This window comes from Intrasporangium sp. (assembly GCF_040414665.1).
GTDB lineage: Bacteria > Actinomycetota > Actinomycetes > Actinomycetales > Dermatophilaceae > Intrasporangium.
In genome coordinates this window covers 1-20,498 of record NZ_JBEDUL010000128.1, presented here as the reverse complement: position 1 = coordinate 20,498, position 20,498 = coordinate 1, and the positions used below count along the sequence as shown (strand labels likewise).

General features: G+C 67.5%; 14 protein-coding genes. 6 read left to right on the top strand and 8 right to left on the bottom strand.

Going from position 1 to position 20,498, the window contains the following annotated elements:
• Positions 1-32: 32 nt before the first annotated feature.
• Positions 33-1,256 (top strand): acyltransferase family protein, encoded by a 1,224-nt coding sequence (locus tag ABF401_RS13340; protein WP_353510049.1) that lies wholly within the window; start codon positions 33-35, stop codon positions 1,254-1,256.
• Here the strand turns inward: ABF401_RS13340 and ABF401_RS13335 are convergent, their stop codons facing one another.
• The 4 genes from ABF401_RS13335 to ABF401_RS13320 all read right to left on the bottom strand — a co-directional run bounded on the left by ABF401_RS13335 (position 1,257) and on the right by ABF401_RS13320 (position 9,140).
• Positions 1,257-2,378 (bottom strand): glycosyltransferase, encoded by a 1,122-nt coding sequence (locus ABF401_RS13335; protein WP_353510047.1) that lies wholly within the window; start codon positions 2,376-2,378, stop codon positions 1,257-1,259.
• The gene (locus ABF401_RS13330) at positions 2,375-5,191 is read right to left on the bottom strand and encodes a bifunctional glycosyltransferase/CDP-glycerol:glycerophosphate glycerophosphotransferase (RefSeq protein ID WP_353510046.1); all 2,817 of its coding nucleotides are present in this window, start codon (positions 5,189-5,191) and stop codon (positions 2,375-2,377) included. The genes ABF401_RS13335 and ABF401_RS13330 overlap by 4 nt, the downstream gene beginning before the upstream one ends.
• Before the next feature lie 451 nt (positions 5,192-5,642).
• Positions 5,643-6,518: a TylF/MycF/NovP-related O-methyltransferase gene (locus ABF401_RS13325; protein ID WP_353510045.1), complete on the bottom strand. Its 876-nt coding sequence runs from the start codon at positions 6,516-6,518 to the stop codon at positions 5,643-5,645.
• A gap of 189 nt (positions 6,519-6,707) precedes the next feature.
• Complete coding sequence (locus tag ABF401_RS13320) at positions 6,708-9,140, bottom strand: CDP-glycerol glycerophosphotransferase family protein (RefSeq protein ID WP_353510044.1); 2,433 nt, start codon at positions 9,138-9,140, stop codon at positions 6,708-6,710.
• 178 nt (positions 9,141-9,318) lie between these two features.
• On the opposite strand from ABF401_RS13320, the gene ABF401_RS13315 reads away from it, so the two are divergent.
• The 3 genes from ABF401_RS13315 to ABF401_RS13305 are packed head-to-tail and all read left to right on the top strand — an operon-like array spanning position 9,319 to position 13,527.
• Positions 9,319-11,358 carry a DUF6541 family protein gene (locus ABF401_RS13315; protein WP_353510043.1) on the top strand — a complete coding sequence of 680 codons (2,040 nt, stop codon included), beginning with the start codon at positions 9,319-9,321 and terminating at the stop codon, positions 11,356-11,358.
• Positions 11,359-11,392: 34 nt separating this feature from the next.
• Entirely contained in the window at positions 11,393-12,544 is a 1,152-nt protein-coding gene (locus ABF401_RS13310) for a glycosyltransferase family protein (RefSeq protein WP_353510042.1), read from the top strand.
• On the top strand, positions 12,541-13,527 hold the full coding sequence (locus ABF401_RS13305) for a glycosyltransferase family protein (RefSeq protein ID WP_353510041.1): 987 nt from the start codon (positions 12,541-12,543) through the stop codon (positions 13,525-13,527). The genes ABF401_RS13310 and ABF401_RS13305 overlap by 4 nt, the downstream gene beginning before the upstream one ends.
• Positions 13,528-13,542: 15 nt before the next feature.
• Here ABF401_RS13305 and ABF401_RS13300 read toward each other — a convergent pair whose 3' ends face one another.
• The 4 genes from ABF401_RS13300 to ABF401_RS13285 are packed head-to-tail and all read right to left on the bottom strand — an operon-like array spanning position 13,543 to position 17,549.
• Complete coding sequence (locus tag ABF401_RS13300; protein ID WP_353510040.1) at positions 13,543-14,529, bottom strand: Gfo/Idh/MocA family oxidoreductase; 987 nt, start codon at positions 14,527-14,529, stop codon at positions 13,543-13,545.
• A 2-nt stretch (positions 14,530-14,531) separates the two neighbouring features.
• Positions 14,532-15,620 carry a DegT/DnrJ/EryC1/StrS family aminotransferase gene (locus ABF401_RS13295; protein WP_353510039.1) on the bottom strand — a complete coding sequence of 363 codons (1,089 nt, stop codon included), beginning with the start codon at positions 15,618-15,620 and terminating at the stop codon, positions 14,532-14,534.
• Positions 15,613-16,212: an acyltransferase gene (locus tag ABF401_RS13290; RefSeq protein WP_353510038.1), complete on the bottom strand. Its 600-nt coding sequence runs from the start codon at positions 16,210-16,212 to the stop codon at positions 15,613-15,615. The genes ABF401_RS13295 and ABF401_RS13290 overlap by 8 nt, the downstream gene beginning before the upstream one ends.
• A complete protein-coding gene (locus ABF401_RS13285) occupies positions 16,209-17,549 on the bottom strand; it encodes a nucleotide sugar dehydrogenase (protein ID WP_353510037.1) in 1,341 nt (446 codons plus the stop codon). The genes ABF401_RS13290 and ABF401_RS13285 overlap by 4 nt, the downstream gene beginning before the upstream one ends.
• Positions 17,550-17,916: 367 nt before the next feature.
• On the opposite strand from ABF401_RS13285, the gene ABF401_RS13280 reads away from it, so the two are divergent.
• Both ABF401_RS13280 and ABF401_RS13275 read left to right on the top strand, forming a co-directional pair.
• Positions 17,917-19,305 carry a lipopolysaccharide biosynthesis protein gene (locus tag ABF401_RS13280; protein ID WP_353510036.1) on the top strand — a complete coding sequence of 463 codons (1,389 nt, stop codon included), beginning with the start codon at positions 17,917-17,919 and terminating at the stop codon, positions 19,303-19,305.
• Positions 19,306-19,319: 14 nt separating this feature from the next.
• Positions 19,320-20,498 (top strand): glycosyltransferase (locus ABF401_RS13275; RefSeq protein ID WP_353510035.1); only part of this gene is annotated, 1,179 nt, incomplete at its 3' end.

Below are 20,498 nucleotides of genomic sequence, written 5' to 3'. Positions count from 1 at the left end.
CGCTCAGTCACCACGATCGGAGCTTCCCCCGGATGACCGATGTGCGCGAACGTGGAACACGCTCCAGCGCCGCCCCGTCATGCGTCGGTACACCGCCGATCCCCGAGAAGTCCCGCCTGGACTCGCTCACTGGCCTGCGCTTCTTCGCCGCGTTCGCGGTGTTCGTCACTCACTTCGTCGGAGCCGGGGCCGGTGGCTACGGTCGGACGCCCATGCTCTATCCGCAGAGCACCTACGGCACCCATGGCGTGGCCTTCTTCTTCGTGCTGTCTGGTTTCGTGCTGACCTGGATGTGGCGTCCGGGTCAATCGGCAGGGCGGTTCTACTGGCGACGAGTGGCGCGCATTGTGCCGCTTCACCTGGCGACCAGCATCGTGGCCCTCTGGGTCTACTACGAGCCGATATCGGGGCAGACGTTCGAGCTACGTCCCTTTCTCTTGAGCATTTTCCTTGTGCAGACCTGGTTCCCACACATCTCGCCGATGTTCCCGGGCAACGGGGTCTCGTGGACCCTGTCCTGCGAAGCCTTCTTCTACCTTTGCTTTCCGCTGATCCTGGCCGTACTGGCCCGGAGGCGTCGCCGACACCTCGTGATGGTGGTCGCTGCGCTCGTCGTCCTCGCCCTCGCGTGGCGGGTCTACTCGAACCTCACGATGACCCCGGCGATGTCATCGTGGTCGTTGCGTACGCCCATCTTCCGCATCTGGGAGTTCATCGTCGGCATCGTCCTTGCCCTACTTGTTCGCCGCGGCACGGTTCTGCGTGGCAACAGCCTCATGGTCGCCGCCGCCCTCGGCGCGTGGGTGCTTGTCTACTTCAACGTGCGCCCCCACCTGCCCGCGGCCGGTGCCGACACCGTGGTCTATCTCGACCAGGTGGTGGCCCCCCTACTGTTCGCGTGGCTTCTGGGCGTGGCGGCAATGCGTGACCTCAGGGGCAAGACATCATGGCTGGCGGGCAAGCCGATGGTGCTTCTCGGTGCCTGGTCGTTCGCGTTCTACCTCGTGCACTACTTCCCGCTCCGGCTCGCCACCATGGCCTTCGGTCCGAGGGAGCCGAGCAACGCGAACCTCCTCGACCTGTTCGGGATGGCCGCGGTGGCGGTCGCGATCTCGGCCATCTGCTACTACCTCATCGAGCATCCTGCGGAGCGCTGGCTGCGCCGGCTGCGTCTCCGTTCAACCGGCGCACGGGGCAAGGAGGGCAGGTCGCAGGTCGACGTGGCCGCAGAGGAGGCGGTCGCTCGTCTGCCTTAGCTACCGGAGGGTGCGGGCTATCAGGTCCTCCCAGCGGTCCATGACGCGGTCAAGCGAGTACCTCGCCATGGACCGCCTTCCTGCCGCTCCCATTCGGTCGATGAGCGCCTCATCGCCCATCACTTCGCGCAAGGCGGCGGCAAAGTCCGAGATGCGGTTCGGGTGTACCAACCGGCCGTCCACGCCATGGGTCACGATCTCGGCCACCCCCGGGGCACAGTTGTAGGCTACGGCAGGCACCCCACAGGCCAGGGACTCCGCCAACACCATCGGGAGCCCCTCGAAAAGCGAGGACAGCACCGAGAGGCGGGACCCGAGCAGGACGCCCGCGACGTCGTCTGTAGGCCCCATGAGAGCGGCGCTGTCCGCGATGCCGAGTTGTTCGATGAGAACCTGCAACTCGTCGCGCTGGGGGCCGTCGCCGTACAGTTCGAACCGCCAGTCGGGGAACTCAGCAGACACCTGGGCCCACGCCCGCAAGGCGTGATCCAGCTGCTTGACCTCATCGTAGCGGGACAGGGCCACGACGCGTTGTTGCCGCGGCTGCACCGTCCCCGTGGCTCTCATCCACAGTGGATTCGGCATCGACCCCGTGTTGTTGAAGTTACGTCTACGGAACGCTTCGGCGTCGGCCTCGGTCAGCAGGAGGAACTTGTCGATGCGGCGATAGGTGCGACTGAGCCGGTTGAAGTCGGTGGTTGAGTTCGCCCCCTCGTAGGACCAGTGGTATTGGCCGATGATGCGGATATCGCCGGCGATGAGGTCGTCCATCCCCAACTCCGTGAGGTGCTCCATGGCGTAGACCTGCATGCACACGACGATGCCGCCGCGGTAGTCGGCCACGGTCTTGCGGAGGTTGTCAACGGCCTCCCGTCGCATGCTGCGCCGGATGAAAGCCGGGTGCGGCTTGTAGCCCTCGGGCCGCTCGGGACGGTCCGACAGGAAGCCGGTCGAATAGCCCGACAAGGTCATCTCGGCCGACGGCCCCGATGTGGGACGGATACCGCGCAGCGCTACCTCATACCCGCGCTGAGCAAGGCCCGCCGCGAGGCCGTGGGCGACCCGTTCGACCCCGCCGAGGCCGTCGATGTGGTTGCACAAGATGAGGACCGGCGGCTTCACAGCGATTCCCCCGACGGGCCCAGCAGCCGCGCCAGCGCACGCGCTGAGGCCTTGCCGTCCTCGACGCCGCAATAGCGCTCGACAAACTCGTCGTACTTCTCGGCGAAGACTTCGCGATCGGCCTCGGCGGAGGCCACCGCCGATGCGAGTTCTTCTGTCGTCGTGGCGAACCGTCCTGGTGCCATCTCGGCGAGGTCGAAGTAGGTGCCGCGCGCGGCGAGGTACTGGGCGTAGTCGTACGTGTAGAACACGATGGGCTTGCGTAGCAGCGCGAAGTCGAACATCACCGACGAGTAGTCCGTAATCAAGATGTCGGCCGCCACATAGAGCATGTTGACGTCGTCGACGTCAGAGACATCCAGGGTGCGGTGCTGTGCGGCGGAGGGTACGCGGATCCTGTTGAGGTAGTGCGGTCGCAACAGCAGATACGTGTTGTCATCGAAGGCTCCGAGGAGAGCACCCGCGTCAAAGGGCGTCTCAACCGCCACCTGCGTGCTGCGGTTGTCCTGTCGAAAGGTCGGGGCGTACAAGATGACGAGCGCTTCGGGCGGTAGGTCGAGAGCGCTTCGTGCCGCATCCCTTACCAGCGAGCCGTTCACGAGCGGGTCATTGCGAGGCGTGCCGTAGCGAATCAGTCCTTGGGTGTAGCGGTAGGCCGCCACGAACGTCTCCTCGAAGTAGGCGTTCGGCACCACCAACTCGTCCCACGCGCCGACCCCCCGGTCCGGCTGCTGGGGAGGTGGCGGCCTGCCGGGCTCGTCGTGACCCATCTTCTTCAGCGGGATGCCATGCCACGTTTGCAGGTAACGCTGACCCGGTCGCTTGCGAACGTAGGGTGGAAAGGTTTGGTTGTCGACCCAGTAGGCAGCGCGGGCAAGTGCCCGCAGATACGCTGCACTGCCTCGCTCCACCACGGTGACGTCCGGATACGGGGCCCGGCTACCGGCCGGAAGCGCCCAGACAGCTCTGATGTCCGGACGCGTGCGGCGCATTTCTTCGTGGACATACTTGGGGCTGTCGCCGTACACCGTGCCCATGTTGGCCTCGAAGACCGCGAGCCGATGATCGAGTGGGAGTCGGCGCATCGCCGCGTAGGCGCCGTGCAGCAGCTTCGTGTGCACATCGCGCCATGGGCGCACCACCTTCTGCTCGGCGACTGGTAGCAACCGCTTGCGCACCCGGTTGACGACCCTTCTCCGTATGCCGGGTGCCGAAACGACGCTCACCCGCGCGGCGCCACCCTCGACAGGCCCCACGAATCCCGACTGCGCCAGGCCGACAGTGGCAGCCAGTGGTAAGGGGGCCGGAACCGGCTCAACGCTGGGGTGCCAGAGAAGGGGCGTGCGCGATACCTGATCGTGAATTCTGAGCGATGCAATGAGCTCCCACTCCACCGAGCTGGCGACCATCACAAACGGCGGACCGGGTGAGAGCGTCACACTCCAGCGCAGCCCATCGTGACGCTGCTCCTCCACTGTCACGTGCGACTCCCACCGGGGGTGCTGTTCACCGCGCACCTTCCCCTCGATCGTCAGCGTCCAGTCCGACCGGGCGGCGGCGACCTTGTGGAGGGCGTCGAAGGTGCGCCCGTGCAATACAACGGAAGGTCCGCGACGCGTGGTGCCGACCACCTCATGGAGGAGGCGAAACGTGCCAAAGGGCGCGTTCAGCATGGTCGACCCGTCCGCGACGAGGAAGGCGTTCTCCGGAGCCTCGAGCGCGAACGCGGCGTCGGGGCCCGGCTCATGCGCAGTGTTACTGAGATACGTTCTGCCCTCGTGGTCAGAGATGCGCGCAGCGAAGATGTTGCGCCGGTCCAGCAGCATGATTTCCCGCAGGCCGTCGAGATCACGGCGCAGCGCCATTCCGCAGGCTGCGCGCAGGGAAATTCCGAGTGCGTCAAAGCGGTCACGGGGCATGGCCCGCAGGTATGGCTCAGCCTCCCTGAGCACCTCGGCGGTCACTGTGCCGTCACCGTCGATGATGTCGGCGAGGTACAGGCGCATGTCGTTCTCGAGGAACTTCAGGTCCTTGACTCGTTGGAGTTCGGGCGTGCCGTGTTCGGCAATGTAGGAATCCAGTCGCCGATGGACCTCCAGTCGTTGGTGGAAGTTGTCGATCTGGTGACGGCGCTGCGTGATCGAGCGGACCTTTACTGGCGGGTAGATGCGCCAGACGTAGACGTTCTCCGGGATGATCGCGATGCGACGGGCTCGGTGGTAGGCCTGAAATGTGAACAGCTGGTCCTCGTAGTGCACGTCCTCGGGAAAGGCAAGCCCGTATTCGTCGAGGAAGCTGAGACGGTAGAGCTTGTTGACCGACAAAACATCCTGGATGAGTTCAGGGCAGTCCCCCAGGCCGCCGACCACCCGTCGCTTCTCGAACAGCCACGGGTACCAGAGCGTCTGCCGCCCCGTGGCCATGTACTGCCGACGCACGAGCCCCATTGAGAAGTCGGCGGCATTGTCTTCGAGGGCTTCGAGGAGGTTCTTGCAGGCGTGGCGCTCGAGCCGGTCGTCGCTGTCGAGGAACATCACGTACCGGCCGCGCGCATGCTCACGCCCAACGTTGCGGGGCTTGCCACAGCCCCCGGAGTTCTCGGCGAGTCTGACGTACTGCACTCGCGAGTCGGCGGCCATGAGATCGGCCGCCACAGCGGGTGTGGTGTCGGTGGACGCGTCATCAGCGATGACGACGTCGACGCTGCGCAGGGTCTGGTTCAGCACGGAGCGAACCGCGGTGGGCAGCCGCTTGGCGTCGTTGTAGCCGATGACGACCACAGTGACATCCGGCGTCGACGTGACGTGCGTCAAGACATAGCTCCTTGGGCGCAAAGAACGACCCGTCAACTCTAACTGGGCTGCCCCCTGCGCACCTGAGGCCAAGGTCAGGCGCACGGGTGGCCCGCGGTCTGGGGTGGCCAGAGGGATTCGCGACTCCTTGGCGTCCGGGGAGAACGGAGCGGTGAGGTTTGGCCTTGTCGGGCGGTGAGGGGTGGGCGGACTGGGTGCCTCCCCGGTCCAGCCGGACGTATGGCCCGGGAATGTCGAGGTCACTGAAAGAGGAAGTGATCAGAGCCCGCTGACCCTCCGGGACCTCGATCCAGTCCCAATTCGGACCCCAACCTTCGTGTCGCCGCCCCACACCCAACCGGCTAAGGCGCGCACTGCGCGGTTCCAGCGTGGCTGCGACGGGTGAAAAGGTGCTGCGCCTTCGGCGCTGGGACCCGTCAGCGATACACGTGGCGCTCAGGGACGGACGGTGTCAGGGCTTGACGGCCACGCGGCCCTCGGCCATGCGAAGCAGGAGCAGGCGCTCGCCGGTCTTCTCCAGCCACTCGTCCACGGCGGTCTTCGCGCCCTCCCACCAGCCGTAGTCGTCGAGCAGGAGCACCCCGCCGCTCGACAATCGCGGATATAGATGGTTGAGCTCATGCTTGGTGGACTCGTACCAGTCGGTGTCCAGACGCAAGATGGAGATCTGCTCTGGAGCGCGCTCAGGGATGGTGTCCTCGACCATTCCCTGGACGTAATGCACCCGCTCCTCGGGATAGCCGATCCGGGCCATGCCGGACTGGACGTGGTCGAGCGTGGCGACGGCCCAGACGCCCGACTCCTTCGGGCTGCTGTGGAGTAGGTCGGCCGCCGACGCGCCGTCGTGACGGCGGCGGTCCTTGTCGGTGGGGGCGGACATACCCTCAAAGGTGTCGAAGAGGTAGAGGCCGCGGCTGGTGTCCCCTGCCTCCATCAGCGTCCGGGCTGCGGCCTGCATGCTCCCGCCACGCCACACGCCGCACTCGACGACTGCACCGGGGATGTCGTGCTTGACGACGTGCCGAACGGAGAGAATCAGCGCGTTGAGCTTCTCCGGCGAGGTCATCGTCCACGGCTTGACCTCGCGAATGGTGGCCTGCGCGGCCTCGTCGTAGTCTCTCGGTAGCTGGAGCTGCTTGGCAGCAGCGGGGGTTGTGATGGTCTTGCCAGGGGAAGCCGGGGCCGCTCCCGCCAGCGCAGGCTCGGCCGACCGAACCCGAGCACCCTTGCCACCTGCTCGTGCGGCGACCGGGTTCAGAGGGGCCCTGCGCAACTCGTAACCAGTGAGGCGGGAGAGCGCGCCGTTGACCTTGTCACGCCAGCCCATGCTTTGCAACGTACCAGCCGCGCGGCTGCGCGTGACCGAGCGGTGATGGCATGTATGAGGCGGTCCGGGCAACCACAGGGCACCAAGGCCGTCGCCCGAGACCTTCACTCCAGAACGTCTGCCGGTATGACCGCTTTGGATAGCCCAGCCCTGGCGGAGCGCAAAGGCAGTGGTGCCTCCCAGGGAGCCCTAGCGAATCGGGAGGCCGACGGCTCGGCTGAACTCTGCGATCACCGCTTCGTTGTAGGCGACAGGGTCGAACGCCTCCTGAGGCACCTCACCCTTGGCCGCCGTGGCAAGGCCCTGTGCCAAGGCCTCTACGCTCTGCTCGACGATGAGCCCCTCAGCCGTCCCGACCGCCGAGGACACCGATGCAAAGCGGGTCGTAACGATCGGCAGCCCAAGCGTGCGGGCCTCCAGAATCACCATGGGTTGTCCCTCATAGTCGCTGGAAAGCACGAAACACGTGCACTGAGCCATGATGGCCCACGGGTTCTCCTGCAGACCCGTGAAGACGACCCGGTCAGCGACGCCCGCCGACTGGGCGATCAGTTCCAGCGCCGGCCGGAGGGGGCCGTCACCGATGATGACGAGCCGGGCTCCGGGCTCATCAGCCGCCAAGATCGCGAACGCCTCCAGCAGGCGCCGATGATTCTTCTCGGGCGAAAGCCGGCCCACCGTCACAAAGGTCGGACCGTCGGTCGGGAGGACCGTTCCCTCGGCCGGCGGCTCCGCGGACCGGCTCAGGATCCGCTCATGGTCGATGGTGTTCCGGGCGGAAGTGAACTTCTCCGGCGGCGCGTACTGGGCGAGGTTCTCCCCGTTGATGCGGCAGAGCGCTTCCGACACGGAGACCAGGTGGTCGAAGCGGTGGTACGAGCCGAACACCCCGGCAAGGTTGCGGTGGTGTGGACTGTGACCAGCGATCTCGCGGCGTTGGTCAGCGGCAAGGTCGTTGTGCAGCCAGATCGACCGCGACCCCGCGGGCGCGCTCGAGACCAGGTACGACCAGACCGGGGAGTACCCGCTGAAGTCGACGACGTGGTCGAAGGACGCGTCGCCAACAGTTCGGCGCCATTCGTCGACCAGCACCTCGTCCATGCGGATGACGTCGCGCCGGCTCAGCTCGTCGGTTCTGCCCGTGAAGAGCTTGCGCCGCCGCAGGTAGTCACGCTTGCTGATCTTCACCCCGCCGATTCGGACGAGCTGGCGGGCCCGTTCGTCGATGAGGGCAATATTGGCGCGGCGCTCGGGATGCTCGCTGTGGTTGAACATGACGGAGACGTCCACCCGCTCGTGGTCCAGGTTGCGGACCAGGTTCAGGGCGGAGCTCGTGATGCCGTTGGACTTCATTCCGCCGAGATAGAGCAGCACCGTCGGCCGGCCATCGCGTGCCGTCTCGCGCACCCGTCTGCCCTCGGCCGAACGGTTGAGAAGCACGTCCAGAACCCGCTGGGTCGCGTTTCCGTCGTCCCACGGGGCAAAACGCTCACGCGCGCGATCGTAGAGGTACCGGTGGGAGCACGAGGGATCGTCGGCGCCGCCGGTACCGGCAGCGACCAGGATCTTCGCCAGATCATGCACGTGGGAGACCACTGGGCCCGGCAGCTCGTCCAGGCCGAGATACCAGCCTCGATATTGCTGGTAGTCCTGGGCATCAGGCGCGTAGAAGACGACTGGCCGGCCAGTCGAGAGGAAGTCGAAGAACACGCTCGAGTAGTCAGTGACCAGCAGATCCGTGACACCGAGGACCTCGTTGGTCGGCAGGTCGTCGGGCACGAGCCGTCCAGCCAGACGAGGCTCCGCCCCGACAAAGGAGCTGACCTGCTGGTGCGCTCTCAGGAGGACGCGGTGCCCCTCGGGTAGCAGGGACTCCAGCTCGGACACGGTAGCGGCCAAGCTTCGGGCGTCGTTGATCGGGCGGTGGAACGACTCACCCTTCCACGTCGGGGCATAGAGGACGATGGTGCAGCCATCTGGCACGTCCACGCCCGCCTTGCGCATCCTGGACAGCACGTTGGCACGGCCTGTCAGGTCGAGCTCCTGGCGGTCCGTCCGCGGATACCCTTCCTCGATCAGTCGACCAGGCCCCACGTTGGCGAGCCGGTACGCCTGCTCGTACATGACCTCGGACATGAAGGGCGAGGTCGAGAGCAGGTAGTCAGCCATCATGAAGTTGCGAACGACGTTGCGCGAACCGACCGCTCCCCCGGCCTCGTCGTACCCCATCTTCTTCAGCGGGGTGCCGTGCCAGGTGTTCAGGTAGACCTGACCGGGGCGCTTGTTGAAGGTGCTTGGAAATGTGGCGTTGTTGACCAAGACGCCGGCCGTGGCCAGGACTCGGTGGTATCTCGGCGAACGATAACGGACGAACCGGACACGTGGCTCGTTCGCGAACTCGCGGACGACGGCCGGATGCGCCTTGGGGTCATCGAGCACCCACACGTGTCGGCGGTGGCCCTGAGTCGGATCTGAGAGCAGCGCCCTGAAGATCGCCTCCGGGTTGCACAGCATGCCCCTGCCGGCGAACGATTCGTACACGACGAGGTCAGGGTCGATGGGACGACTGCGGGCGAAGGCCTGCCACTCGAGCGGCGCCGTCTTGGCCAACTTCCGCCCCATTTTGGCCGTTCTTCGGGCGTGGCGGCGCAGGCGCGGGCCTAAGGGCATGGAACTCCTCGGTCGAGTACGTGGGAGGGCGGCACCCAATGGTACGCGGCGCCGGCCTGGGCCCTCACTCAGTTACAGTGTGCAGCGGTGCGTGGGGCGCGCTGGCAACGTCGAGCACGAGGAGGACTTGATGGGGGTCCTCATTCCCGGGACCACTAGTTGGCCGGAGGCGATTCCGGCGTTCGTCGTCGCTGCGCTGCTCCTGTTCCTCCCCGGGCTGGTGGCGGCATTCATTCTGCGCCTGTCCCTCCTTGGCTCCCTCGTCGTGGCGCCCTTCATCAGCACCACCATCCTTGCCGTCGGCGGGATCATCGCCGACTGGGTGGGGGTGCGGTGGGGCTATGCATCCCTGTTGGGCGCCTGCGTGATGGCATGGTTGCTCACTGCGGGTATGCGTGTGGGGTCAGAGTGGGTGGGCAACCGCCGGCGCGACGTGTCAGCGCGCGTGATGCGCGCTGACATGCCCGGCAAGTTGGCGTGGCGTTCGGCACTCCACGCGGAGCTTCGAGGGCCGCTGCTCTGGACAGCGATCGCGGGCCTCGTGGCCGCCTTCGTTGTCTTCTGCGTGTCGGCCATCCCGGAGATGGGCACTCCAGAGGCCATCCCGCAGCATCCCGACACCATCTTCCACCTCGGCGCCGCCCAGTGGACACTCGAGTCCGGAAGCATCTCGTCGTTGACCATTGGGGGGTTCTCCTCGAGCGGCTGGAGCGGGTTCTACCCGGCGGCCTTCCATGGGTTCACCGCGTCCATTTCGCTGTTCACCGGAGCCTCCGTCGTCGTGGCCACCGAGGCATTCGTCCTCGTCGTCGCCGGGGTCGTCTGGCCCCTGGGTTGCATCGGGCTGGGCCTGACCCTGCTCGGTGGGCGTCCGCACGTGGCCCTGATCTCGGCCATCATGTCGGTCGCCTTCACGGGCTTTCCCTACTTCCTCATGGGTTTCGGGGTCCTCTGGCCGAATCTCTTCGGCCAGGCTCTGCTGCCGGCTGCGCTAGCCGCCTTCTGTGCTCTGCGTGGCAGCTGGGCGCGGCCAAGCTTCACGGTGGCTCCCCGCCCGACAGCCCTTTGGCTGGTCCTCATCGCGCTCCCAGCACTTCTGCTGGCACACCCGAACGCCCTCATGTCGTTCGGGTTGTTTGCGGCGTTGATCCTCATTGGCTGGGCTTTCGGGTTCGCGTACCGGCGGCGTCGCGAGTCGCCACGAACCGCTCTGCTGCTGCCGGCCGCGATCATTGCGGCGCTATCAGCCATCCTGGTCGGCGTCACTCGAATGCGACCTGCATCGATGGTTCGCACCGGTGCCTACGGACCCGAAGCGTCCGCCGACTACGCGTGGGAGTCGCTGCTCCACTTCGCGCCTCGCCACACCTTGCAGTTGACCCAGCTCGCAGTGATCACCGGGGTGGGTGTGATCGCTCTCCTGGTGCGACACCGGGGCGCTCGTTGGGTGGTGCCGGCGCTTTTCATCATGCTTGGGCTCTTCTGGCTCAACGTGGCTGTCGACACGACGTGGGTCCGTTATCTGACGTGGCCCTGGTACAACAACGCCGTCCGGTTGCAGGCGGTTGCGATCGTGCCCGCGGTGATCGCCGCATCGGCGGGCTTCCTTGCCATCGCCGACGTGCTCACGCGCCCGTTGACCCGCCGAAGCTCATGGTCGATCGGCGTGACGGCCGCCCTCCTCGTTGCATTCGCCGTCAGCACTGCCGGACTGTACGTCAACGCCCATCAGCACATCCTGCACCGCTACTTCCATCCCAAGCCGGCCGATTCCTGGGTGAGCAACGCAGAGTTGCGATCGCTGCGAGCCCTCTCGCAGCACCTGCCCGAGGATGCGGTCGTGGCCGCCAACCCGTGGAACGGTGCGACGTACCTCTACGTCGTCAGTGGACGTCACCTGCTCATCCCCACGGAGAAGGCCAACTTCCCTGGAGATCGCACCCTGCTGGCCAGCACGCTGGACCGGGTCGGGACTGACCCCTCGGTGTGCGCGGCGGCAGAGCGGCAGCGAGTGGACTGGGCCATTACCGGCGGAGAGCCGTTCTCCTGGGCTCGAACCCGAGTCAAGCAGTACGCCGGTATCGACTCGGTTGGTTCATCGCCAGCCTGGCGGCAGGTTGCGGCAGCCTCGCCGTACACGCTCTACAAGAGGGTCTCCTGTGCTCGGTGACGGGGTTCGCCCAGTGCCCGTCTAGACTCGGGCCGTGCCGACGCCCCGGATCCTCAGCATCTCGATGTCGCCTCTCGTCCGGGATGCCCGAGTGCTGCGCCAGCTCGACGTCCTCGGCCGATCTGGCCACCTGACGTCGGTCGGGTATGGTCCGGCTCCCGACATGGTCGACGAGCACGTGGTCGTCGATGACGAGCAACCGTCTCTGCCCCGCAGCCCTCGGGGTGTCCTCGGCCTCGCACTGCGCCGTTACCGAGCCGTCGAGCTGGCCGCGGGCGGCCTCCGCCAGGCCCGTGAACGTCTCGGCTCGCGCCGGTTTGACCTTGTCGTTGCGAACGATGCCCGCGCGCTCCCCCTCGCGCACTCCGTCGCGGAGGGGGCGCCCGTCTGGGCCGACATGCACGAATGGGCAGCGGCCGAGTTCTCGCACGTCATGTCCTGGCGCCTCCTCGTCGGGCCGCTCATGCACGATCTGTGTGTGCGCTACCTCCCGCACAGCGCCGTCACCACGACGGTGTGCGAACCGCTTGCCGAACGGTACGAACAGACATATGGGGTGGTCTGCCGCGTCGTGCGCAACGCCGGCCCACTGCGCGACCTTGTCCCCGGACCGGTATCCGCCGACAGGATTCGGCTGGTTCACAGCGGAGCCGCCATTCGCGGCCGCAACCTGGAGATGATCATTCGCTCCACCCTCACGGTCCCGCACTGCACACTCGATCTCTACCTCGTTCCCGCTGCGGACGGTGGCCGGTACCTGGACGAGCTCAAGCAGCTCGCTCGCGGGTCCGACCGGATCCGTTTTCACGATCCAGTCGCTCCCGATGCACTCCCACACACCCTGAACGCCTACGACGTCGGCGTCTTCTCGATGCCGCCGATCAACATCAATGCCGAGTTCGCGCTACCCAACAAGTTCTTCGACTTCGTCCAAGCGCGTCTCGCACAGGTGGTCGGCCCGTCACCCGAGATGGCACGACTCGTGAACCAGACCGGCATGGGTGTCGTCGCGGCGGACTTCTCCGAGGCAGCTTTCACCGAGGCGCTGCGCACCCTCGACGCGCAGAGCGTCCGAGCCGGCAAGGAAGCCGCGCACCAGCACGCCCGGACATTCAGCGACGCAACGGACCGCGCCGTGATGGAGAGCATCGTCGACTCGCTCCTGACGGCCCGCGACCGGCGATGACGTCGGTCCCCTCAGCGCTCCACGTCAATGATGCGGCATTCACCGCCGCACGCATTGTCCACCGGGCGAAGCACCTGGGCTACGCGTGGGAACTCATGCCTCGAGCGTTCCGGGACCCGTCATGGAGCGGTCCCGTCGGCGAGGCGCGGCGGGCCCTGACCGGCCTGGCGTGGGCAGGCCGACTCGCCGTGGAGGCCCGGAGCCACGACGTCGTGCACATCCACTCGGCGACCACGCTGCGCCACACCCGGCCGGTGGTGAGGCGATTCGTCCTGCACTGCCACGGGAGTGACGTCCGCTCTGCCCTCTACGAACCCGGTCGTGGACCGGCCATACGCGCCGGCCTCGTCGATGCCGAGGCCGTCTTCTACTCGACGCCGGACCTTGCCGAGCATGTTCTCCCGCACCGCCCCGACGCCGTGCTCCTGCCAGTCCCAGTCGACGTGGACCAGCTGCCCGGCTGGCGGCCCGACCCCACCCGCCCGCAGGTCCTCTTCGCGTCACGGTGGGAACCAGTCAAAGGGATGCAAGCGCAGCTCGTGACCGCTCGCCTGCTCGTGAAGGCCCTCGGCGGAAGTGCGGAGGTCATCGGTCTCGACTGGGGACCGGGCGCCACAGACGCCGCGGCCGTGGGGGTGCGTCTCGTCCCACGCGTCACCCATGACGAGTACGTGCAGATGCTGGCCCGGGCCACCGTCGTGGTGGGCCAGGCGGCAGGCATCCTGTCGTCGAGCGAGCTCGAGGCCCTGGGCTGCGGGGCACCCCTTGTGGTACCCGGGCGGCTGCTCGCCACGGCTGGCGAACCACCGCCGACTCACGGTCACGACCCGGTGTCCGCCGTCGACGCCGCGACGCAGATCATTCGCGACCCCGGGGCACACTCACCTGAGCCCGGTCGGACCTGGACACGCCGGCACCACGGCGTCGACCAAGCCGTGGCCACCCTCGCCGATACCTACCGCCGCGTCGTGGCAGCCCGCTGACTGGAGCAGGGGGCCTCAGAGCGAGACGATCATCGATCCTTTTGCCGAGGCGATCATCGCCTCGGCAACCCGAACGGTCTCTCGTCCCTGCGACAGGGTGACGATGTCGCTGGGCAGACCCAGAACCGCGTTGCGGAAGTGCTCGTGCTCGGTTCTGAGGGGCTCCGGCTTGGCGATCGCATATCGGATGGTGTTGCCTTCAGAGACCCCTCGGAATCTGGCGATCGCGTCCCACGTCGTGCTGACCTCGCCGTTGGCGTAGAACGTCAGATCTGCCGTGAGTGTGTTGGCGACGTAGGCGCCCTTCTCACCCGTCACGACGACCAGTCGCTCCTTGAAGGGCGACAACCAGTTGACGAGATGGCTCGTCACGGCACCGCCGCTCAGGCGGCACGTCGCTGCGACAAGGTCCTCGTGTTCACGGCCGGAACGATGGGCCGTCTGTGCGCTGACGGTGACGAAGGATTGCTGAGTGACCCAGGCGCTGAGGTCGATGTCATGCGTGGCCAGATCCTTGACGACGCCGACATCGGCGATCCGGGCGGGGAAAGGCCCCTGTCGGCGGGTGGCAACTTGGTAGATCGCCCCGAGATCCCCCTGCTCCAGCCTCTTGCGCAGCGACTGCAGGGCTGAGTTGAACCGCTCAATGTGTCCGACCGCTCCGACGAGCCCGGCCTTGTCGAACGCGTCAACCAGTGCCGTCGACGCCGCGACATCATGCGCGAGCGGCTTCTCGATGAGTGCGTGGACGCCAGCGGCTGCAAGGGCCAAGCCGACTGGCTCATGCGAGGCGGTGGGGACGGCGACGACGCAGTAGTCGATGCCAGCATCGATCAACTCCTCGACCGAGCCGAGCACGGGCCGGCCACTGGCCACGGAGTGCGGATCCCCGCCGGGATCCGCAACTGCGACGAGCTCGACGCCGTCCAGCGATGCAAGCACCCGCGCATGGTGACGACCCATCATCCCCAGACCGATGAGCCCTGCCCGCAATGCCCCCATCGTCAGGCCCCCGCTCGCGCGAGGACGTTGACCGCCGTGACAACTCGCTCGAGATCGCCCTCGGAGAGCGATGGATGCACCGGGAGGGAGAGGCACTCCCGGGCCGCACGAGCGGTCTCCGGCAGCTCGATGTCCCTCTGGAACGGCCGGAGCTGGTGGTTGGGGACAGGGTAGAACATGCCTGTCCCGATGTTGTACTCCTCGCGGAGCGCGGCGGCGAGTCCATCCCGGTCTGACGGAACGCGCACGGTGTACTGGTGGTAGACATGCACGGCGCCGTCGGCGACGGGTGGAGTCGTCACGCCCTCGAGGTGCTGCGAAAGGTACGCAGCGTTCTCCTGGCGACGCTTGGTCCACGCGTTGACCTTCTTCAGCTGCTCGCGCCCGATCGCTGCGTGGATGTCTGTCATCCGCGCGTTGAACCCCACGACCTCGTTGTGGTACTGCCGCTCCATGCCCTGGTTACGGTAGAGCCGAAGTCGACGCGCCGTTTCGTCGTCGGCGACGGAGACCATGCCGCCCTCTCCGGAGGTCATGTTCTTCGTCGGATAGAGCGAGAACATCGCGAAGTGCCCAAAGGTCCCCACCGGCCGACCCTGGAGCGATGCTCCGTGGGCTTGCGCGGCATCCTCGAAGAGCCGCAGGCCATGCCTGCCGGCGATCTCACCGAGGGCGGTCATCTTCGCCGGGTGACCGTAGAGGTGGACCGGCATGATGCCGACCGTCCGTTGCGTGATGGCTGCCTCGACCGATGCCGGGGAGAGGCAGAAGTCGTCTGGGTCGATGTCGGCGAACACCGGGGTGGCCCCCGTGAGCGCCACCGAGTTCGCCGTGGCCGCGAAGGTGAAGGACGGCACGATCACTTCGTCACCGGGCCCGACGTTGCACGACAGCAGGCCAAGGTGCAGTCCGGACGTGCCGGAGTTCACGGCAATGCACGCGCGGCCGAGGCCGAAGTGCTCGGAGAACTCATGCTCGAACGCGGCCACCTCGGGTCCTTGGGCGAGCATGCCGGATCGGAGCACTCGATCAACCGCAGCGCGCTCCTCCGCGCCGATGAGTGGCTTGGCGGGTGGGATGAACTCAGGCATCTATGACCTCTTCGAGGGTCTCGTCACTCTCGCGATAGGTTTGGCCGGTCACCGGACAGACCCACAGTCCGTCCCCAGCATTCTCGAGGGGCGCGCCGGCTCGACCGACCCATCCCTTGCGGGTGGCGGGGACTCCGGCCACCAGAGCGAAGTCCGGAACGTCGCGCGTCACCACGGCGCCCGCGCCCACGAGGGCCCATCGGCCGATGGTCACCGGAGCGACACAGACGGCACGCGCCCCGATCGACGAGCCCTCACGGCAGGTGACGCCCACCGCGTGCCAGTCATCGGCGCGCTTGAGACTCCCGTCCGGAGCAACGGCACGAGGGAAGTGGTCATTCGTGAAGACGACGGACGGGCCAACGAACACGCCGGCCTCGAGCACGGCCGGCTCGTAGATCAGCGCATAGTTCTGGAGCTTGCAGTGGTCGCCCATCTGGACCCCCGCGCCGACGTAAGCACCTCGGCCGACGATGCAGTTGCGCCCGAGCCGGGCGTTCTCACGGACCTGTGCGAGGTGCCAGATCGAGCAACCCTCACCAATCTCGGCGCGCTGGTCGACGTCCGCGGTGTCAGCGATCCGAATGCTCACCGGGCCGACTCCCCGACGTCCACCAGCGCATTCCTCGTCGAAGCGGCAGGTGCGCCGATGACCCTGAACGCGACCTCGGGGAACCGCTTGGGGTCCAGCACCTTGCGACCGTCGATGACCACCTTGACCCCGAGCAGGTCGTGGCTCGACAGGGTCCGATACGACTCATGATCGGCCTGCAGGACGACGACGTCGACGGGATCCCCGAGGTGGTACGGCTCCCAACCGAGCGTCTGCAGTTCGTCGTCGGAGTACATCGGGTCGTGGACGAGCACGTCGGCACCGCGCTTCCGGGCCGCGTCCACGACGCCGAACACACCCGAGAACGCGGTCTCCTTCACGCCGCCTCGGTAGGAGGCGCCAAGGACGACGAGGCGCCGTCCTGCCAGTGAGCCACCGGCCGCAGACTCCGCGAGGGCAACGGCGTACTCCGGCATCTCGGCGTTCGCCTGGCGAGCCGATCGGACGACCGTGGCGTCCGGATCGTTCCACAGGTAGAGCCGTGGATACACCGGGATGCAGTGGCCGCCGACGGCAACACCGGGCCGGTGGATGTGGCTGTAGGGCTGCGAGTTGCTGGCCTCGATGACCTGGTGGACATCGATGCCGTTGGCCGCCGCGAAGACCGCGAACTGGTTGGCCAGGCCGATGTTGACATCGCGGTAGGTCGTCTCCGCGAGCTTGGCCATCTCTGCCGCCTCCGCGCTGCCGAGGTCCCACACCCCGTTCCCACGTGCCAGGTCGGGCCGCTCGTCGAACTGCAGCACCGACTCGTAGAACCGCGCTGCGCGGGCAGCGCCCTCGGCGGAGAGACCGCCGATGAGCTTGGGATACTTGCGAAGATCGGCGAAGACCCGACCGGTCAGGACCCGTTCCGGTGAGAAGGCAAGGTGGAAGTCCTGGCCCTCGACGAGGCCCGAGCGTTCCTCGAGCCGAGGCCTCCAGCGGCTCCGGGTGGTCCCGACCGGCAGCGTCGTCTCGTAGAGAACCAAGGTCCCCGGCCGTAGCCCCCGGCCGATCGCGTCGGTCGCGGCGTCCATGGCCGTGAAGTCCGGGCGAGCCTCGTCGTCGACGAAGAGAGGAACCACCACGACGACCGCATCCGATGCGGCCACGGCGGACGTGGTGTCCGTCGTCGCTGTGAGGGCTCCCGCACGTGTCGCCTCGGCCAGGTACTGCGCGAGGTCCGCCTCGCCCGGGAACGGCTCCGTTCCCGCGTTGACCAGCTCGACGACCCGGGGGTTGACGTCGGCACCGGTGACCTGGTTCCCGGACCTGGCGTACTGCACGGCGAGCGGCAGACCGATCTTGCCCAGACCCACGACGGTGATCTTCACGACACTCCAAACTCCGGCAGCACGGCCGAGCGACCCAGCGAGGGCCCCGGAGCCCAACCGCTAAACTGATGACTCGTGACCGTGCGACACGCCGTGCAGATTGCCCACACGAGGGCGATGGACCGGGATCCCAGCACGTCGACGGCGACGCTGCCCCTATCGGCAGCGTCTGGAAGTGTACTTGCTGCGCGCGGACGACCACGAAAGGCCCACCTCACGAATGGCTGACGAGCTGCCCGGGCCCGACGCCTCCGGTGACGGGCGCGAGCCGGCTCGATCCCTGTGGCGCGTCGATCTATCGGCCCCGACTGACGGTTCCATGGCCTCCCGAGGGGCCCTTTCCACGACTGGTCTTGCGTCGCAGGGGATGCTTCGCTTCGCGACCAGCTGGCTGGTGGGGCGGCTCGCCGGCCAGGCCGCTCTGGGTACGGTCCAAGCCGCCATCTCGACGGGCACGCTGCTCGCCCTGCTGTGGCCGACCACGGGCGGCTCCGCCGCCTCCAAGTACCTGGCGCGGGCCCGCGGAGCGGGAGACCAGGCGGAGCTGTACGCGGTCGCCACCCACCTGCGTCGCCGCGTGGCCATTGCGGCTTTCGCCGTCGCCCTGCTCGCGGTTCCCGCCTGGCTCTTGCTCGACCATGGACTGCTGGGGGACGCGGTCTGGGTGGCGGCCTTCGCGGCGGCCTACTCGGGCTATGCGTTCTCTCGTGGGGTGTTCTTCGGGGCTGGACAGGTCCGGCGTGCGACCGCCTGGGACGTCGCCGGTGCCGGACTCGGCCTCGTGGGTCTCGCCGTGGCGCTGGCCCTCGGCCTGCGTGGCACCGCGCTGTTACTGCCGATCGCCGGCGCCTACCTCCTGTACACGGCCGCCGGCTGGCCGCGCAGCCCGTCCGTTCGAGTCCCCCCAGCCCTCGGTCGTGAGCTCGACCAGATGATCATGCTCGGCGTGGCGGGCACCATCGCAAGCACCGGGTTCCTGCAGATCGCCATGATCGTGGCGAAGGCCAGCGGCGGTTCTGCGGAGGCCGGTGAGTTCGCGGCCGCCATGGTGACGGCCACGCCGGCGTCGATGCTCGCGGGCTCGCTCGGCCTGGTCCTGTTTCCCGCTCTGGCTCAGGCGTGGGGGCGGGGGGACAAGGACTTGTTCCGCCGTCAGACCGACCAGGCCTTTCGGGCCCTGGTCCTGGTCATGGTCCTCGTCCTCGGTGCGCTGGTTCTCATGACCCGGCTGGTGATGCGGCTGGTGTGGGGCGACGGCTTCGGCGGCAGCTCTGCCGTCTTCCCGATCCTCATTGCCGCCATCCTCGTGACGAGTCTCGCCATCGCCTCCGTCAACGCTCTCACCACCCGAACCCATCGGGCGATGGTGATCACCAGCGGCGCCAGTGTGGCAGGTCTCGTCGTCGGTGCCCTCGTCTGGCTTGCCATCGTGCCGCAGTACGGCATGCTGGGCGTCGCGATGGGCTACCTCGCCGGGTCCCTCGTCAACGGCATCGTCCCCATCGTTGTCGAGTGGCGGGTGGGCGGGCACGCCTGGGGACGAGTTGTCCTGCGGTTGGGCGTCGGCGCTCTCATCGTCGCCCTGGCATTCGCCGGACAGCGGGTTCTCCAGCTCCCCATTGCCAGCGACGTGGTCGTTGCCGCGCTGTTCGGCATCACGTGGCTGGCCATGTCTCGCCGGGACCTGGATCTGGTTCCGGGCCCCCTGGCCAGCTGGCTTCGCCGGCTGCGGACGCGTCGGCGCCACACCCACTGATACGGTCTGCCTCGATGTCCTCAGCACGCGTCGCCCTGGTAAGCCGCATCTTCCTACCCGAACCCGGGGCCGCGGCATACCGTCTCGGCGCGCTGGTGCGCCACCTCGGCGCACGCGGCATCCGGGTGACCGTGCTCACCTCGACCGTCCCGGCCGGCCTCCCGGACGTTCCAGCGATGGCCGGCGTCCGGGTTCGCCGGTGGCCGGTACTGCGCGACGCCGGCGGCACCGTCCGCGGCTATCTGCCCTTCGCGAGCTTCGACGTGCCCCTGGTGGGGCGCCTCGTGACCATGGCCCGCCCGGACGTCGTCGTCGTCGAGCCTCCGCCGACGACTGGTGCCATCGTGCGCATCGTCTGCGCCCTGCGCCGGGTGCCCTACGTCTACTACGCCGGCGACGTGTCCTCAACTGCCGCCGCGAGCATCGGCGTGGCCGGGCCCATCGTTGCCGCGCTTCGGGCCCTGGAGCGGTTTGCCGTGCGTGGTGCCCGCCTCGTGCTGACGGTCTCGCACGGGGTTGCGGACGACCTGCGCGCGCTCGCCGGTGCCGTGCCCACCCATGTCGTCGGCACCGGCGTGGATACCGACGTGTTCCGTCCCTTGTCCCACGACACGCGGACTCCGACCTTCGTCTACGCCGGCACCATGTCGGAGCTCCACGGGGCCGAGGTCTTCGTTCGCGCCTTCGCGCAGATCGCCAACGCGCACCCGTCGGCACGTCTGATCATGTACGGCCAAGGTGTGGACGTCCCGCGGCTCGCCGAGCTCGCCGAGCAGCTCGTCCCGGGACGCGTCCTCTTCCCGGGACGTGTGCCGGCGACCGTGGTCGCGGATGCCCTGAGCACTGCGGCGGCCGGGCTGGCCTCCTTGCGCCCACACGGAAGCTACGAGTACGCCTACCCAACGAAGATGTTCGCCGTCACGGCGTGTGGCACGCCAGTGATCTACGCAGGGCCCGGACCAGGCCATGACATCGTGCGTGATCACGAGCTCGGCTGGGCCTGCCCATGGACCCCGGACGCAGTCGCGAACGCCATGACTGCTGCGTTGGCGCGGCCCCTTGAGCCGACCGAGCGTGAGCGCCTGAACGCCTGGACCGTCGCCAATGCGAGCCAGCGCTGCGTGGGTGAGCGGGCCGCCCTGGCCGTGCTGGACATCGCAGGGGCGCTACCGGGCCAGACGCCGGGGGCTGGT

Bases quoted from the DNA above. Each gene is read 5' to 3' on its own strand.
- ABF401_RS13300 (WP_353510040.1), bottom strand. From the start codon at position 14,529: ATGGGGGCATTGCGGGCAGGGCTCATCGGTCTGGGGATGATGGGTCGT.
- ABF401_RS13325 (WP_353510045.1), bottom strand. From the start codon at position 6,518: ATGGGCTGGCGTGACAAGGTCAACGGCGCGCTCTCCCGCCTCACTGGT.
- ABF401_RS13340 (WP_353510049.1), top strand. From the start codon at position 33: ATGACCGATGTGCGCGAACGTGGAACACGCTCCAGCGCCGCCCCGTCA.
- ABF401_RS13315 (WP_353510043.1), top strand. From the start codon at position 9,319: ATGGGGGTCCTCATTCCCGGGACCACTAGTTGGCCGGAGGCGATTCCG.
- ABF401_RS13295 (WP_353510039.1), bottom strand. From the start codon at position 15,620: ATGCCTGAGTTCATCCCACCCGCCAAGCCACTCATCGGCGCGGAGGAG.
- ABF401_RS13320 (WP_353510044.1), bottom strand. From the start codon at position 9,140: ATGGGGCGGAAGTTGGCCAAGACGGCGCCGCTCGAGTGGCAGGCCTTC.
- ABF401_RS13280 (WP_353510036.1), top strand. From the start codon at position 17,917: ATGCTTCGCTTCGCGACCAGCTGGCTGGTGGGGCGGCTCGCCGGCCAG.
- ABF401_RS13305 (WP_353510041.1), top strand. From the start codon at position 12,541: ATGACGTCGGTCCCCTCAGCGCTCCACGTCAATGATGCGGCATTCACC.